Origin of the sequence: Dechloromonas sp. ARDL1 (genome assembly GCF_051122455.1) — a bacterium.
Lineage (GTDB): Bacteria > Pseudomonadota > Gammaproteobacteria > Burkholderiales > Rhodocyclaceae > Azonexus.
The window spans coordinates 2954550-2970363 of record NZ_CP168939.1 but is presented as its reverse complement, the minus strand read 5'-3'; the positions used below and the strand labels follow the sequence as shown (position 1 = coordinate 2970363).

The window sequence follows — 15814 nt, the reverse complement described above, 5'->3', positions numbered from 1 at the left end:
GACATGTTTGAACGCATCATTCGCCTTGCCATCGAGCATCGCTGGCTGGTCTTGCTTGCCGCGCTCGGCATGGCCGGGCTGGGTATCTATAACTACCAGCGCCTGCCGATTGACGCCGTACCCGATATCACCAATGTCCAGGTACAGATCAACACAGCAGCCCCGGGCTATTCGCCGCTGGAGGTCGAGCAGCGGGTGACCTTCCCGGTCGAGACCGTCATGGCCGGGCTGCCTCACCTGGAGCAGACCCGTTCGCTGTCGCGTTACGGCTTGTCGCAGGTCACGGTGATTTTCAAGGATGGCACCGACATCTATTTTGCCCGCCAACTGGTCAATCAGCGGATTCAGGAGGCCAAGGAAAAGCTCCCCGAGGGAATCGCACCGGCCATGGGGCCCATCTCGACAGGGCTGGGGGAAATCTATCTATGGACGGTGGAAGCGGAAGAGGGAGCCAGGAAGCCGGATGGCAATCCCTATACGCCGACCGATCTGCGTGAAATCCAGGACTGGATCATCAAGCCGCAACTGCGCAATGTAACCGGTGTGACCGAGATCAACTCGATTGGCGGCTTCGCCAAGGAGTATCAGGTGGCGCCCAGCCCGGAAAAGCTGGCCTCCTACGGCCTGACGCTGCAGGACGTGGTGGTCGCCATCGACCGGAATAACAGCAACGTCGGCGCCGGTTACATCGAGAAACGCGGCGAACAGTATCTGATTCGGGCGCCGGGCCAGGTGCGCGGGATCGAGGATATCCGCAACGTCATTCTCGGCAACGTCCAGGGCGTGCCGATCCGTATCCGCGACGTAGCCGAGGTCGGCATCGGCCGCGAGCTGCGTACCGGTGCCGCCACCGACAACGGGCGCGAAGTGGTTCTGGGTACCGTGTTCATGCTGATCGGCGAGAACAGTCGCACCGTCTCGCGGGCGGTCGACCAGAGAATGGCCGAAATCAACCGCAACCTGCCGGATGGGGTCAGGGCGGTCACCGTCTATGACCGTACCATCCTCGTGGACAAGGCGATCAATACCGTCAAGAAGAACCTCCTGGAGGGGGCTGTCCTGGTCATCGTCATCCTGTTCCTGTTCCTCGGCAATATCCGGGCGGCTGTCATCACCGCCATGGTCATCCCGCTGTCCATGCTGTTCACTTTTTCGGGGATGGTGAGCTACCGGATCAGTGCCAACCTGATGAGCCTCGGCGCGCTCGATTTCGGGATCATCATCGATGGCGCGGTTGTCATCGTCGAGAACTGTGTTCGCCGCCTGGCCCATGCCCAGGCGCAACAAGGGCGGCCGTTGTCGCGGAGCGAGCGCTTCCACGAAGTCTTTGCCGCGTCGAAAGAGGCGCGCCGGGCGCTGCTCTTCGGTCAACTCATCATCATGATCGTCTATCTGCCGATCTTCGCGCTCACCGGTGTCGAAGGAAAGATGTTCCACCCCATGGCTTTCACCGTGGTTACCGCGCTGGTCGGCGCCATGATTCTCTCCGTCACCTTCATCCCCGCGGCCGTCGCATTGTTCATCGGCGAAAAGGTCAGCGAAAAGGAAAACTTCCTGATGCGGGCCGCCAAGCGTTGGTATGAGCCCATCCTCGCCGCAGTCATGGTGAACAAGCCGGTGGTGCTGGTGTTCACGACGGTCATGGTTCTTCTTTCCGGCTTGCTCGCTACCCGCATGGGGAGCGAATTCGTCCCGAGCCTGAACGAGGGGGATTTGGCGATTCAGGCATTGCGTATCCCCGGAACGAGCCTTTCACAGTCGGTGGCCATGCAGCAGACTTTGGAGAAACGGCTCAAGGCGGAGTATCCGGAAATCGAGCGGATTTTCGCGCGAACCGGTACGGCCGAAATCGCCTCCGATCCAATGCCGCCCAATATCTCGGATGGCTACATCATGCTCAAGCCCGAAACGGAGTGGCCTGAACCGCGAAAATCACGCGATGAGCTGCTGGCGGCTATCCAGAAGACCGTCGGCAAGCTGCCGGGGAATACCTATGAGTTTTCCCAGCCGATCCAGTTGCGTTTCAACGAACTGATCTCCGGGGTGCGCAGCGATGTCGCCGTCAAGATATTCGGCGACGACATGGATGTGATGAACGAGACGGCTGGCAAGATTTCCACCGTGTTGGAAAAAATCCCCGGCGCTTCCGAGGTCAAGATCGAGCAGACGACGGGTTTGCCGATGCTGACCGTGAATATCGATCGGGAGAAAACGGCGCGTTACGGACTCAATATCGCCGATGTCCAGGACGCGGTCTCGACAGCGATTGGCGGTCGGGAGGCCGGAACCCTGTTCGAAGGCGACCGGCGCTTCGATATCGTCGTGCGCTTGCCGGATACGCTGCGTTCGGACCTCGAGTCCTTGAAGCGCCTGCCGATCGCCCTGCCGAAGGGCGGCAGCGCCGGAAACGGGATCGATGCACGCACGGCCTATATCCCGCTGGGCGAGATTGCCAGCCTCGACATCGCCCCGGGGCCGAACCAGGTCAGCCGGGAAAACGGCAAGCGTCGCATCGTCGTGAGCGCGAATGTGCGCGGCCGCGATATCGGTTCCTTCGTCGGCGAGGCACAGGCGCGTCTGGCCGAGGTCAAGATTCCCAGCGGCTACTGGACGGCCTGGGGCGGGACTTTCGAACAACTGGAATCGGCTACGAAACGCCTGCAGATCGTGGTGCCGGTGGCCTTGCTGCTGGTCTTCACGCTGCTGTTCGCCATGTTCGGGAACGTCAAGGATGGGCTGCTGGTATTCACCGGCATCCCGTTTGCGCTGACGGGCGGCGTGGTCGCGCTCTGGCTGCGGGACATCCCGCTCTCGATCTCGGCCGGCATCGGGTTCATCGCGCTGTCCGGCGTGGCCGTGCTGAACGGCCTGGTGATGATTTCCTTCATTCGCAATTTGCGCGAAGAGGGACGTGCGCTGGATGACGCGATTCACGAAGGGGCACTGACACGATTGCGCCCCGTGCTGATGACGGCCTTGGTTGCCTCGCTCGGTTTCGTCCCGATGGCGATTGCGACGGGTACCGGAGCGGAAGTCCAACGCCCGCTTGCCACCGTGGTGATCGGCGGAATTCTGTCGTCGACGGCGCTGACGCTGCTCGTATTGCCGCTTCTGTATCGCCTTGCTCACGGCAAGGACGTCGACGAGGAGGACTTCACGCAATCGAAGGACAACTCGGCCAGATCAGGTGTTTCCCAGACGTGAGCGGGCTATGCGCCGGATTCGGCGAAAAGCGTCGGTCACCCATTCATTCACGCAAATACGGAGGTTGTTATGGGATTTTTTGAAAAACTCTTGCGCGGATTTTCCGGCTCGTATCGTAGCGACCATCACGGCCGCGACGGGAGGCGCGGACACCATGGCTGGGGAAATGCTTACCCCTCGCATTCCGCACCAACCATCATTGGCCCTGCTGGCGACTCCTCGTGCCCAAAGTGCGGCTCCGCGACCGCCCCTGAAGGACGCTACTGTGCCCAATGCGGCACAAATCTGGCACCTGGGAACTGTGCGAGCTGCAATGCGAGCCTCGCCCCGGGCAGCAAGTTTTGCCCGAGTTGCGGCAAAGCGTGCTAACCCAGGACCGATGGCCATTCCGCGATGCTCCAGCACATGAGCCACAGCCATCTTGAGTTCCAGTTCCTCATCCTTTCCCTGGGGCTGATGCTGACGTTTCTGGTGCTTTACGGATGGGTTTGCTGGCGGGAAGGCCGGCGCGGCAAGCGCCCAAAATATTCAAGAAACCTTAGGCGTCGTCTTCAGGCCGCGAGACAGAAACTGAAGCGACGCCATATCGATAAAGGAGGGAGTACATGAGTGCGAACCACACCCACATGCACCCGAGTACCAAGAATGAACGCGCACTGCGCTGGGCACTGGCGCTGACCGGCAGCTTCCTGATTGCCGAAGTCGTGGGGGGCGTGCTGACCGGCAGCCTGGCCCTGATCTCGGATGCCGCGCATATGTTGACCGATGCGGGCGCCCTTGCCATCGCATTGGCGGCGATACGGATTGCGCGACGGCCGGTCGATGGTCGACGCACCTTTGGTTACCATCGCTTCGAGATTCTGGCGGCAGCCTTTAATGCGCTGCTGTTGTTTGCCGTGGCGCTCTACATTCTGGTCGAGGCATACCGACGATTCACCTCGCCACCTGAAATCCATTCGCTTGGGATGCTCGTGGTCGCCAGCATCGGCCTCGTTGTCAATCTGATCAGTATCCGCCTGCTGAGTGGAGGGCAGGGGGAGAGCCTCAACATGAAGGGCGCCTATCTCGAAGTATGGAGCGACCTTCTCGGGTCGGTCGGCGTGATCGCGGGGGCGCTGGCGATTCAGCTAACCGGCTGGTCCTGGGTGGATCCGCTGATCGCGGTGGCGATTGGTCTGTGGGTATTGCCGCGGACCTGGATTCTGCTGAAGGACAGTCTGAACATCCTGCTCGAAGGTGTGCCTGATGGCATCGAATTGGGTGCGGTGGAGCAAGCCATGCTGGCCGTGCCCGGCGTGCTCGGCATCCATGACCTGCATCTTTGGGCGCTGACGACCGGTAAGACCAACCTGACCGCTCATGTGATTTACGACCCGGCCTATGCCCGCGAGGAAGCTTTGATACCCACATTGCGGGCGCTGCTGGCTGACCGTTTCAAGGTGGTCCACATGACATTGCAGTGCGAAATCACGCCCTGCGCTCGTCCCGCCGAAGCTTGTGCCTACGTCGGCACGTCATCCGCGCAGCGCGATACGCCTGATTTCCATTAACCATTTTATCAACCGACATGGAGCTACCATGAATCATTCCGCGACCATTTACGCCTTACTCCTCGCTTGTTTCATCAATCCGGCCTCCGCTGCGGACGACCACAAGGGCCATGCCCACAACGGAAAACCGGGGGCAGTCCACGCCCATGAAGCCACGGCGCGCTATGGCGGCGTCGTATCGGTCATCAAGGACATCAACTACGAGCTGGTGGCCAAGCCTGATTCCCTCACGCTGTACGTGACCGATCATGAGCAGCCTGTCGATGTCCGGAATGCGTCGGCCACCCTGACCTTGCTGTCCGCGGCGGACAAGGCAGAAGTCCAATTGCTGCCTGCCGGAGACAAGTTCTTGCGCGCCGTGGGAACGTTCAAGGTGCAGGCCGGTACGAAGGCCGTCGCCTTGGTCAAATTTGGTAGCAAACCCGCGCAGCAAGTCCGGTTCGTCCTGAATTAGGTGCTGCAAGGGCATGCATCTTGCCCATCCACGGTTCTGCCATCAAACCGTAATCCGCCCGTAACCGACGAGTCACGGGCGGGGCGTATCTTGGGTGCATGCCCAAGGTCAGATCCGTCTTTCTTTCCGACATCCACCTCGGCACGCGGGCGTGCCAGGCGGAACGTCTTCTTGAATTCCTGCGCGAGCATCCGGCCGAGCAGACCTACCTGATCGGCGATATCGTCGATTTCTGGGCGATGAGCCGCAGCATCTGCTGGTCGCCGGCGCAGAACACGGTGGTCCAGAAGCTGCTGCGCCGGGCGCGGCATGGCGAGCGGGTGGTGTTCATTCCCGGCAACCACGACGAGGCGCTGCGCGACTATTGCGGCGTCGTCTTCGGCGACGTCGAGGTGGTGGACGAGTTTGTCCATGAAACGGCCGACGGTCGGCGCTTCCTGCTCATCCACGGCGACCAGTTCGACCAGGTGACGCGCCATCACCGTTGGGTGGCGGTGCTCGGCGACAAGGCCTACGAAATGCTGGTCCGCATCAATGTCTGGCTGTCCTGGGCACGGCGCAAGCTGGGCATTTCCGGCTACTGGTCGCTGGCCGGCTACGCCAAGCGCAAGGTCAAGACGGCGCTCAAATTCATTTTCGATTTCGAGGAATCGGCCATCCACCACGCCCGCGAACGTGGCCTGGACGGCGTGATCTGCGGCCACATCCACTGGGCGACGATTCGCGACATCGGCGGCCTGAGCTACGTGAATTGCGGCGATTGGGTCGACTCGTGCACGGCCATCGTCGAGCACTTCGACGGCCGGCTGGAACTGGTGAACTGGGGCGAGCGGGCCTCGCGCCGCCTGCCGGCAGCGGTGCCGCCAGCACCGGTCGACATGCCGCTCGCTGCCCGGCTTGAAGAAACAATGGAGGCGTGACATGCGTGTGCTGATGGTTTCCGATGTGTATTTTCCGCGCGTCAATGGCGTATCGACCTCGATCGAAACCTTCCGTCGCACGTTGGCGGCGCAAGGAATAGCGGTGAAACTGGTCGTGCCGCGTTACGGCGACGAGCCGGAAGAGCCGGGTGTTGACGCTCGTTGAAAACTGACCAGAAAAGCGGGGTTGTGCGCGCTGAAAATTGACCAGGGTGATTAACTCACCTGCTCATTTTTTGAGCAGGGTTTTTGGAGATGATCACCATGAAGGATCTGGGCAGGATTCGGCGGTTGTTTTACCGGGACGGCATGTCGCTGTCCGAGATTTCGCGGAAGACGGGGTATAGCCGGAATACCGTGAAGCGATGGTTGCGGACACCGGAAGGGACGGAGCCGAAGTATGAGCGGCAAAACCCGAACATCAAGATAGCGCCGTATGCGGCGCGCCTCATCAAAGCCCTGGAAACGGATGCCCGTCGGCCGAAACGGGATCGGCGGACAGCGCTGAAACTCTTTGGTGAATTGCAGGCTGCGGGATTTACCGGCACCTACTGTCGGGTCACCGAATTCATCCGGCGCTGGCGGGCCGATGGGGGTGCGGCGGTCAGCAAGGCCTTTGTACCGCTCCATTTCGAGCTGGGCGAAGCCTTTCAGTTTGACTGGAGCGAAGAGCATCTGGTCATTGGCGGGGTGTGGCGGAAGATACTCGCTTCGCACCTGAAGCTTTGTGCCAGTCGGGCGTTCGTCGTTCAGGCCTACCCGACGCAGGGTCACGAGATGCTGTTCGATGCGCACACGCGTTCGTTTGCTGCGTTGGGCGGCATTCCTCGGCGCGGCATCTACGACAACATGAAGACGGCGGTCGACAAGGTGCAGAAGGGCAAATCCCGCATCGTTAATGCGCGCTTCTCTGCGATGGCGTCCCACTACCTGTTCGATCCGGACTTCTGCAATGTCGCCAGCGGCTGGGAGAAAGGCGTTGTCGAGAAGAATGTCCAGGATAGCCGGCATCGGCTCTGGCAGGATGCCAGCAAGGAGCGGTTCGGTTCGTTCGCTGATCTGAATGTCTGGCTGCTCGAACGCTGTCGCAGCCTGTGGCAGGAATTGCGTCATCCCGAGTATGCCGATCTGACGGTGGCAGAGATGCTCGAACACGAGCAACCGAGTCTGATGCCGATGGTGGCGCCGTTCGATGGCTACGTCGAAACCCTGGGCAAGGTCTCCAGTACCTGTCTGGTGACACTGGATCGTAATCGCTACTCCGTGCCGTGCGAGTTGGTGGGGCAGGCGGTCAGCCTGCGGTTTTATCCGGAACGGATCGAGATTGTGGCGCACGATATGCGTGTTGCCAGGCATCCCCGTAGCTTCAGTCGCCAGCAAACCCTCTACGACTGGCAGCACTACATTCCGCTGATCGAACGCAAGCCGGGGGCCTTGCGAAATGGCGCGCCGTTTGCCGACATGCCGGAGCCCTTGCAACGATTGCGCGGTTTGCTTCTGCGCCGGGAAGGCGGCGATCGGGTGATGGCCAAGGTGCTGTCGGCGATTGCACAGTTCGGTCTGGAGGCCGTTCTGGTCGCGGTTGATCTGGTGCTGGAATCGGGTTTGCCCAGTGCGGAGCACATCGAGAACATGCTCAACCGGCTCAAATCCGGCCCCTTGCCGCCACCGGTGGAAACTGTGCTCACTGTCAGCGAAGTGCCGGTTGCCGATACTGGACGGTACGACCGGCTGCGTACGGAGGTGACTGATCATGCGTGAGCTGCTGAGCGAGTTTAAGGAACTTCGTTTGCATGGCATGGCAGGCGCCTGGGAGGAACTGTCGGCCAATGGCGGAATGGGGATTGAATCATCACGCTGGCTGATCGAGCATCTGCTTCAAGCCGAGCACACCGACCGGGTGATGCGTTCGATTGGCTATCAGATGCATGCCGCCCGCTTCCCGGTGCATCGGGATCTAGCTGGCTTCGACTTTGAGCAATCCAAGGTCGATCAGAAGCTGATCCGGCAACTGGCCGACCTCTCCTTTGCCGATGAGGCCCAGAACGTCGTGTTCATTGGCGGCACGGGCACCGGCAAGACACACCTCGCTACGGCGCTGGGCGTTTCGGGCATTGCGCATCACAGCAAACGCGTGCGCTTCTTCTCGACGGTCGACCTGGTCAATGCCCTGGAATTGGAGAAGGCTGCTGGCAAAGCCGGGCGGATTGCCTTGGGGCTGCTGCGCATGGACCTAGTCATTCTCGATGAGTTGGGCTACCTGCCATTCAGCCAGGCCGGCGGTGCCTTGCTGTTTCACCTACTGTCGAAACTCTACGAGCACACCAGCGTGATGATCACGACCAATCTGACCTTCGCCGAATGGCCGAGCGTGTTCGGCGACGCCAAGATGACCACGGCGCTGCTCGACCGGCTGACACATCACTGCCAAATCGTGGAGACCGGCAACGAGTCGTTCCGTTTCCGACACAGTACGGCCACCGCCAAGTCGAGGATCAAGGCACGAGAACAGAGCAAGCGGGGCGCTCCCCCCGAGGAAGGCGTGTTCTGATCGGGGCCGCGTTGGGAAATCCGTTCCGGACTTCGTCCTCCACGGCTTTCCCAACGCAATCATCGTGGCTCGAAAATCGGTTGTTCTGAGCTACACTTATCCACAAGCCAACCTATGTCAGGTGGCTATCACCCCTGGTCAAAATTCAACGCGCACAGGTGGTCAAATTTAAACGCGCGCCGACAGCCGGGCATCGTCCGGGTCGCCGGGCGTCCGGTTCCCGGCGATCCTGAGGACCGCATGGTCGGCTGGCGCGCCATGCACCGCGCTGTGCTGGCCGAGGCGGCGGATTGCGACCTGATCCATGTTCAGACGCCGTTCATTGCGCATTACGCCGGGCTGAAGGCAGGGCGGAGACTCGGCCGGCCGGTCGTGGCGACCTATCACACCTTGTTCGAGGAATACCTGCAGCACTACGCGCCCTTCCTGCCCGCCGCCTGGCTGCGCGCGCTGGCGCGGCGCTTCTCGCGTCGGCAGTGCAATGCGCTCGACGCGGTGATCGTGCCATCGACCGCCATGCGCCAGCGCCTCGAAGCCTATGGCGTGACGGCGCCGCTGCACGTGCTGCCTACCGGCATCCCGATGGCGCAGTTCGCCGACGGCAACGGCATGGACTTCCGCCTGCGTCATGGCATTGCCGAAGACCGGCCGCTGGCCTTGTTCGTCGGCCGCGTGGCGCATGAGAAAAATATCGGCTTCCTGCTTGAGGCGATGGTGCATGCCCGGCAGCGGCGTCCCGATTTATTGCTGATGATTGCCGGCGAGGGGCCGGCGATGGGCGATCTGCAGAAACAGGTGACGACGCTTGGCTTGACCGAATCAGTGCGCTTCGTCGGCTATCTTGACCGCCGGCAGGGGCTGCCCGACTGCTACGCGGCTGCCGATGTGTTCGTTTTTGCGTCGCGTACGGAAACCCAAGGCCTGGTCCTGCTAGAGGCCATGGCGGCGGGGCTGCCGGTGATCGCGCTGGCCGAGATGGGGACAATCGATATCCTGGCGCCCGGCCGCGGCGCCTTTTCGCCGCCTGGCGACAGCAAGGCCTTCGGTGAGACACTGGGACATTTCGTCGATCATCCCGCAGCCTGGCGGCATCTGGGCGACGAGGCACCGCTTTATGCGCGGGAATGGAGCGATGAGGCGATGGCCGGGCGTCTCGCCCAACTCTATCGCCAGCTGGCTGGGAAGCCGAGCGCTGCGTTGTCGCCGCTGACTGCTGCGGCCTGAGCTAACGACCCGCTTGCGGGCCAGCCGACACCTTTGCTGCGGGCTGGGCGGCCCCGCCCGTGCCGCTCAGAACTCGGCGTGCATGCGCAGCGAATAGATGTTCGCCGGGCCGCGGTCGGCGTTGTAGGCAGGATTCCCGATGTGCTGATAGTTGGCGGTCAGCCACAGGCCGGCCAGGGCCTTCCAGCTGTAGTAGGTTTCAAAGATGTGTTCGGGGCCGTAGGCCAGCTTGCCATCGCCGATGAAGAAGGAGAGTCCGCCCCGGGCCAGGTAGTCGCGGCGTTCGCTGGAAATGGTGTTGCGCATCCAGGCGATGCCGATGGTGTCGTCGGGCCGGTTCCAGCGCCCGCCCTTGAGCGACAGGCCGGTCGAGAAGGAGCCGTCGGCCTCGGTGAAGGCATAGGTTTCGGTGCGTCCGTCGGCATGCATGGCGCGCAGGAACCAGCCGAGATCGTCGGCAACTTCCTGCTCGAGGTTGATGCCGAAACCATATTTGATGCGTTCGCCGTTGCGCACGTGATTGATGGCCTGCGCGTCGACGCCGGGGTTGGCGGCAAGCCAGTCGCCGGCTTCGGTATAGGCGGCGAGCTTGGCACGGTTGCGGAAGGCGAGCAGGCGGACTTTGCCGGGACGCTCGGCGATCTTGTGCGCGTGCTCGATTTCGATCTGGTCGCCGTAGTGGCGCAGGATACGGAAGTCGACTTCGCTGCCGTTCGGCAGCTTGGGGCCGGTCATGCGCCCGAAGCGCAGCACCCAGTCGCCCTTGTACCACTCGGCGGCGAAGCCCCAGCCGAAGCCGCGCGCGTCGGCGGCGTAGTCGTAGGCGGTGTGCGCCATGTTGCTCCAGTTCATGAACTGGGTGCGCGGGTCCTTGGCGTAGGCGTTGTCGTCGAAGATGTCGAGGACGGAAAAGTTGCCGACCGTTAGCACGAAGCGATCCTTCGCGACGCGGCCTGCCATCTGGTTGAAATCGGATTCCTGGTATTCGGTTTCATCGCCCAGGCCCCAGGTCTGGCGAAGAAACAGGCGCTGGCGGTAGGCCCTGATGCTGTTGCCGGAAACGCGGGTCGCTTCCCCGTTGGAAAAACCACCCAGGCCGACCAGTCCGGACATTGGGTCGCCCTGGCCGGCCTCGACGTTGAGGTAGGCCTCGGCCCCCTTCCATAGCCGCGCGCCGAGAAAGGCGGTTGACGTGAAGGTGTAGCTGCTGTCGCCATCGCCGTTCAGGCTGTTCTTGTCGCCGTAGGACGAGCGGAAGCTTTTGAGTTTCTGCCCGATATACGTGGCCTGGCCCTTGAGCTGCCAGTCTTCGTGGACTTCTTCGGCGGCTTGAGCGATGGTTGCGATGCTCAGGGCGAGCAAAAGGGCGGAATGGGTGCGCATGGTGAAACGGAAAATCGCAAACCGCGAATTATAGGGTTTGAACGTGACAGCCGGGTGACGAATCCTGTCATCGGACTGTAGTGCTGGCTGGCTACGCTTTCGGACAACCGGGAGCCATCATGCCTACGTCGAATTCGCTCGAAATCGCCTTTGTCACCGAAACCTTTCCCCCTGAAATCAACGGCGTCGCCATGACGGTCGGCCGGCTGGTCGGCGGCTTGCGCGAGCGGGGCCATCGCGTGCGCGTAATCCGTCCACGCCAGGGACGGGGCGATATCGGCGGCGAGCATGAGCTGGCCCTACCAGGCCTGCCGCTTCCCGGTTATGCCGGCCTGCGCTTCGGATTGCCGGCGGGGGGGCGCTTGCATCGCGAATGGAAAAGGCTCCGGCCGGATCTGGTGCATGTGGTCACCGAGGGGCCGCTCGGCTGGTCTGCCGTCAATGTGGCGCGCCGGATCGGCATTCCGGTGACATCCGGCTTCCATACCAATTTCGACCGCTATAGCGTGCATTACGGACTGGGCTGGATGCGGCCGGCCGTTGCCGCCTATCTGCGCACCCTGCATCGGCGCACTTTGGCGACGATGGTGCCGACCGCGGCGCTGGCCGCCGACCTGGCCGGCGAGGGTTTGAACGGGGTGCGCGTCGTCGGTCGCGGTGTCGACACCCGGCTTTTCGACCCGCGACGGCGCGACATGGCATTGCGCGCCGAGTGGGGTGGCGGTGCCGACGTGCCGGTCTGCCTCTATGTCGGTCGGCTGGCGCCGGAAAAGAACCTGAACCTGGTCGAGCGCTCGTTCGCGGCGATTCGCCTGCAGCATCCCCGGGCCGTCATGGTCTGGGTGGGCGATGGTCCCTCCGCCCGACAGCTGGCGATCGATCATCCGGATCACCACTTCGCCGGCATGCGCACCGGTGCCGACCTGGCGGCACACTATGCCAGCGCCGATCTTTTCCTGTTTCCCAGCCTGACCGAAACCTACGGCAACGTGGTGGCCGAGGCGATGGCCAGCGGCTTGCCGGTTCTGGCCTACCGCAGCGCCGCTGCCGCCGAATTGATCGTCGACGGCGACAATGGGCGCCTGGTGGCGCCCGGCGATGGCGAGGCCTACATCAGGATTGCTGGCGAGATGGCGATGAGCGCAGAAAAGTGGCCGCGCATGGGCGTCGCCGCCCGCGCGTCGATGCATGCGCATCGCTGGTCGTCTGTCGTCGAACGTTTCGAGACGGTGGTGCGTGAAGCGATGTGTTAGGGCCTGTTCACCCTGAACACTTCGACGATCCCATCCTTGTCGGCGTTCAGGATGCGTTCCACCCGATCCTGCCAGAGTTCGCGGAAGAGCTGGCTTTCCGCCGCGCTGGCCGTGCCGAGGATGACATTCGGCAACAATTCGCCCAGGCGCGGGTCGCCTGCCACCTTGTGCAGACGTGTCACGCAATCCACCGCGACGCCGGTGTCGCGACGCGTGAGGCGGATGCCGGCGACGCCATGCACGCCGAAGGAAAGCAGGTTGCGCCGCCCGTACTGGCCGCCGAGCCCCTTGAATCCGCCGGCCGCCGCCGCCCCGGTGAGTAACGTCGCAATGCTGGCGATGACCCCGGCGACGCCTGCGTCGACCGTCTCCGGCAGGGCTACGGCGATGTCGCCGCGAACGGGTGTTTCCCGGCCGTAGAGGGCTTGCAGTCCAGCGATGGCAGCCAGCCAGGCGCCGGCCACCGTCGGGCAGGCGTGTCCGGCCAGTTTTACCGCATCGGCAAAGCTGTAATCGATCAGGCCGGCTTCGGCGGCCCCGAGCACTTCCGCCAGCGGATCGCGCAGGGTGATGACGGGAACTCGGGCAATGTAGTCGGGCAATCGCATGGCGGTCTCCTTTGGCCGGCATTGTTCCGCATTGCCGAAGGCGCCGCCTTGATGTGGATTGCCCGTGGTGATTACGCGCGCTGTATCAGTTCGATCTTGTAGCGGACGGGGTCATTCTGAATAAGTCGGTAAGTTACTGATTTAATGGCAAAACGCGAATTAGCGCCTTGCTGAAACCCGCCTCAAATACCCTGAAAATCGGTATCAGACGCCACAAAATGGCGTCTTAGCCGCCAGTTGACCGATAGAATAGCCGTCCGGTTATTTCGATTCAGGGGCGGACATGGCACGGGCCAGACAGAAACCATCCGGCAAATGGGAGATAGGTTTGCGGCATCCTTCCCTGCCTGGCGGTCGCAAGTATTTCACATTCGACACCGAAGCCGAAGCCAATGCCTACGGCGAACAATGGCACCTGATGAAGATGGCCAACATTGCCCCTCCGGATGAATTGCTGAAGCCTGCACCGGTTGCCAGCAAGTCATTGGGGTACGTCATCCGGATGTGGGCAAGCAGCGGCTTGGCGGCACCTTCACAGCAGTCTCCGCTTGGCTCGCTGATGTCCGAGGTCGGCGACGTGAAGTTGTCCGATGCAACCTATGCATGGCTGTCAGGCTATGTGCAGCAACTCAAGGTTAAGAATAACCTCGCGCCGAATTCGATCCGCCATCGCATCCAGGCGCTTGGCCGTGCGATCGATGAATACCTGCGCCACAATCCGGACGTGGTCATGCAGAACCCGGTGCGCCTGCTACCAAAGGGGTACAGCAGCTATACAGACATGGATAAGCGTCTGGCCGAGGCGAATGGCGGTAAGCACAAGATCGACGTGACACGGGATCGCCGGCTGCATGCTGGAGAAGAACAGAGGATCATTGCCGTGATGCAAGGTCATAAGCCAGAGGGGCGCCGATGCGCGCTGCACCTGCAAGGCGGTAATGCCCTGGTGACCATGTTCATCATGATCGTCTATTCAGGGCTGCGCCTTCGCGAGGCCTATACCCTGAAGCGCGGACAGATCGATCTGACGAACAAGGTGATGCGCGTTCAATGCTCTAAGCAGTGGCGCGGAAAGGTAGTATTCCGTGACGTTCCGATCAGGCCCGAGGTGCACAAGGCACTGACCGACTATCTAGCTACGCGGCATCTGTTGCCAACGGCCAACCTGTTCCCGTTCATGGAAGAAGAACCCGACATGACGCTGAAGAAGGTGACGCAGCGCTTATCGGAGCGCTTCAAGTCGGCATTCGACTTTGCCGGATGCCAAGGACTGAACGAGCACGACCTCCGGCACGAAGCGACTTGTCGCTGGCTAGAACTGCGTGATGCAAATGGGAATTGGGTTTTCCGGCTTGAAGAGATCAACCGGATCATGGGCTGGTCGGCAAACTCGACCATGGCCCAGCGCTACGCCAGTTTTCGTGGGACTGATCTGGCGCAGCGCATATGGGCTATTCATGATTCAAAGCCGGCAGCGCCGGAGGTTGCCGACGGCGCGGCTTGATGTCGGGAGAGCGGTTCATTACTGGCTGACGCTTCGCGCGGCGCTCCTGTGCTTCGGCCCTCGCTTTCTCGGCAAGATATGACAGCAGGTCAGAGCGGACGAACAGCCAACCACGGCCAAGCTTCAGACCCGGAATCTCACCGGACCGGGCCAGTTCTTCGACCTGTTCAGGTGTGCAGCGGAGAAGCTCTGAGCATTCCGCTGAATCGATGGTTTCGCCCATCATTTCAACAACTCCTTAACTGCATTCTCAACATCATCGGATGAGCACATCATTCCTGCAAAGAACCATCCGAAAGCGAATAGCGGAGAAAGAACGCAGAACGCCGTGACTTTTATCCACTTCATCACTTCCCATCGCTTTCTTTGATGGTGGAGATGGTGGCGTCCATGAAATCAAACAGAGTTTCAGGACTGTGCATCATCCAAATCGTGTCGACGATGCCGCCGCCGGGGCTATCGTTGGCAAACTGCAGCGCTTCACGAGACTTTTCCAACGCCTCAACCGCCAAGTCACGCTGGCGGTTCAGGGTGGCGATTTGCTTTTCGTATCGTTCGCAAAGCTCTGAAAGCGCAGTAATCGTCTTTCTAGCTTGTTCGCTCATTTCATCGCCTCCTTCACCTTCTCCGCGACATAGGCATCGAGTGCTTCGGTTGAGATCGGTGCCGTCAGCAAGGCTGCCAGCTTTGGGCGGTATATCTCGGCACGGGGGCCATTGTTCCAGTCCGTGCCATAAGATAGTCCAAAAACAGAATCAAACCATTGCTTCTCGCGTAGAACCGCCGCAGCCTGATCGGCTTCGAGTTCCTTAATCCGATCTGCTTGTTTCCGAGTTGTTTCATTAGCAGTTGCCTGCCCCTGCAAGTACGCGATGTGCAAGGCTTCAGGATCGGATTGGGCTTCGAGTTCGGCGATGCGGGCGCGGAGTTGTTCGATTTCAGAGGGTTTGTTATCGACAAAAGCCTCGACCATCCCCCAGACCTGCTCATACATCGGCCAGTCTGCAGCTACGCAAACATACTGTTGATCCTTCTTGCCGTCGTGAAGCCTACCGACACGGATGCAAGTGACCAGAGCATCGAACTTCATCTGCTTATCATCATTGAGGTACTTTTCGATGTCGGCGATTTTGAGCACCAAATATTTGTTGTAGCGTTCCATC

General features: G+C 61.2%; 15 protein-coding genes and 1 pseudogene. 11 read left to right on the top strand and 5 right to left on the bottom strand.

What is annotated here, in order from left to right:
- The first annotated feature begins 3 nt into the window (after positions 1–3).
- The 9 genes and pseudogenes from AB6Q56_RS14710 (at position 4) to AB6Q56_RS14670 (ending at position 9903) form a co-directional block, all read left to right on the top strand.
- Positions 4–3204, top strand: coding sequence for a CusA/CzcA family heavy metal efflux RND transporter (locus tag AB6Q56_RS14710; RefSeq protein ID WP_434513831.1), 3201 nt, complete (start codon positions 4–6; stop codon positions 3202–3204).
- 69 nt (positions 3205–3273) lie between these two features.
- On the top strand, positions 3274–3573 hold the full coding sequence (locus tag AB6Q56_RS14705; protein WP_434513830.1) for a zinc ribbon domain-containing protein: 300 nt from the start codon (positions 3274–3276) through the stop codon (positions 3571–3573).
- Between the two features lie 236 nt (positions 3574–3809).
- The gene (locus tag AB6Q56_RS14700; RefSeq protein ID WP_434513829.1) at positions 3810–4754 is read left to right on the top strand and encodes a cation diffusion facilitator family transporter; all 945 of its coding nucleotides are present in this window, start codon (positions 3810–3812) and stop codon (positions 4752–4754) included.
- 28 nt (positions 4755–4782) lie between these two features.
- Positions 4783–5208, top strand: coding sequence for a hypothetical protein (locus tag AB6Q56_RS14695; RefSeq protein WP_434513828.1), 426 nt, complete (start codon positions 4783–4785; stop codon positions 5206–5208).
- A 98-nt stretch (positions 5209–5306) separates the two neighbouring features.
- On the top strand, positions 5307–6128 hold the full coding sequence (locus AB6Q56_RS14690; protein WP_434513827.1) for a UDP-2,3-diacylglucosamine diphosphatase: 822 nt from the start codon (positions 5307–5309) through the stop codon (positions 6126–6128).
- Position 6129: 1 nt separating this feature from the next.
- Positions 6130–6282 (top strand): annotated as a pseudogene (locus AB6Q56_RS14685) (glycosyltransferase); the annotation flags it as partial.
- A 110-nt stretch (positions 6283–6392) separates the two neighbouring features.
- Positions 6393–7889 carry an IS21 family transposase gene (istA, locus tag AB6Q56_RS14680; protein WP_217021633.1) on the top strand — a complete coding sequence of 499 codons (1497 nt, stop codon included), beginning with the start codon at positions 6393–6395 and terminating at the stop codon, positions 7887–7889.
- A complete protein-coding gene (gene istB / locus AB6Q56_RS14675; RefSeq protein ID WP_217021629.1) occupies positions 7882–8679 on the top strand; it encodes an IS21-like element helper ATPase IstB in 798 nt (265 codons plus the stop codon). Before istA ends, istB begins: the two co-directional genes overlap by 8 nt.
- A 114-nt stretch (positions 8680–8793) precedes the next feature.
- Positions 8794–9903, top strand: coding sequence for a glycosyltransferase (locus AB6Q56_RS14670; protein WP_434513826.1), 1110 nt, complete (start codon positions 8794–8796; stop codon positions 9901–9903).
- A 66-nt stretch (positions 9904–9969) separates the two neighbouring features.
- Here AB6Q56_RS14670 and AB6Q56_RS14665 read toward each other — a convergent pair whose 3' ends face one another.
- A complete protein-coding gene (locus AB6Q56_RS14665) occupies positions 9970–11286 on the bottom strand; it encodes a carbohydrate porin (RefSeq protein WP_434513825.1) in 1317 nt (438 codons plus the stop codon).
- Positions 11287–11405: 119 nt separating this feature from the next.
- On the opposite strand from AB6Q56_RS14665, the gene AB6Q56_RS14660 reads away from it, so the two are divergent.
- A complete protein-coding gene (locus tag AB6Q56_RS14660) occupies positions 11406–12539 on the top strand; it encodes a glycosyltransferase family 4 protein (RefSeq protein ID WP_434513824.1) in 1134 nt (377 codons plus the stop codon).
- On the opposite strand, the gene AB6Q56_RS14655 is transcribed toward AB6Q56_RS14660, so the two are convergent.
- A complete protein-coding gene (locus tag AB6Q56_RS14655; RefSeq protein ID WP_434513823.1) occupies positions 12536–13147 on the bottom strand; it encodes a hypothetical protein in 612 nt (203 codons plus the stop codon). The two genes, AB6Q56_RS14660 and AB6Q56_RS14655, sit on opposite strands and share 4 nt — an antisense overlap.
- 328 nt (positions 13148–13475) lie before the next feature.
- Between AB6Q56_RS14655 and AB6Q56_RS14650 the strand changes: the two genes are divergently transcribed.
- Entirely contained in the window at positions 13476–14651 is a 1176-nt protein-coding gene (locus tag AB6Q56_RS14650; protein WP_434513822.1) for a tyrosine-type recombinase/integrase, read from the top strand.
- Here AB6Q56_RS14650 and AB6Q56_RS14645 read toward each other — a convergent pair.
- From AB6Q56_RS14645 to AB6Q56_RS14635, 3 genes are all read right to left on the bottom strand, one after another.
- Positions 14599–14877: a helix-turn-helix domain-containing protein gene (locus AB6Q56_RS14645; RefSeq protein WP_434513821.1), complete on the bottom strand. Its 279-nt coding sequence runs from the start codon at positions 14875–14877 to the stop codon at positions 14599–14601. The genes AB6Q56_RS14650 and AB6Q56_RS14645 overlap by 53 nt on opposite strands.
- Before the next feature lie 121 nt (positions 14878–14998).
- Positions 14999–15256 (bottom strand): hypothetical protein, encoded by a 258-nt coding sequence (locus AB6Q56_RS14640; protein ID WP_434513820.1) that lies wholly within the window; start codon positions 15254–15256, stop codon positions 14999–15001.
- Positions 15253–15813: a hypothetical protein gene (locus AB6Q56_RS14635; RefSeq protein ID WP_434513819.1), complete on the bottom strand. Its 561-nt coding sequence runs from the start codon at positions 15811–15813 to the stop codon at positions 15253–15255. Before AB6Q56_RS14635 ends, AB6Q56_RS14640 begins: the two co-directional genes overlap by 4 nt.
- Between the last annotated feature and the right edge of the window lies 1 nt (position 15814).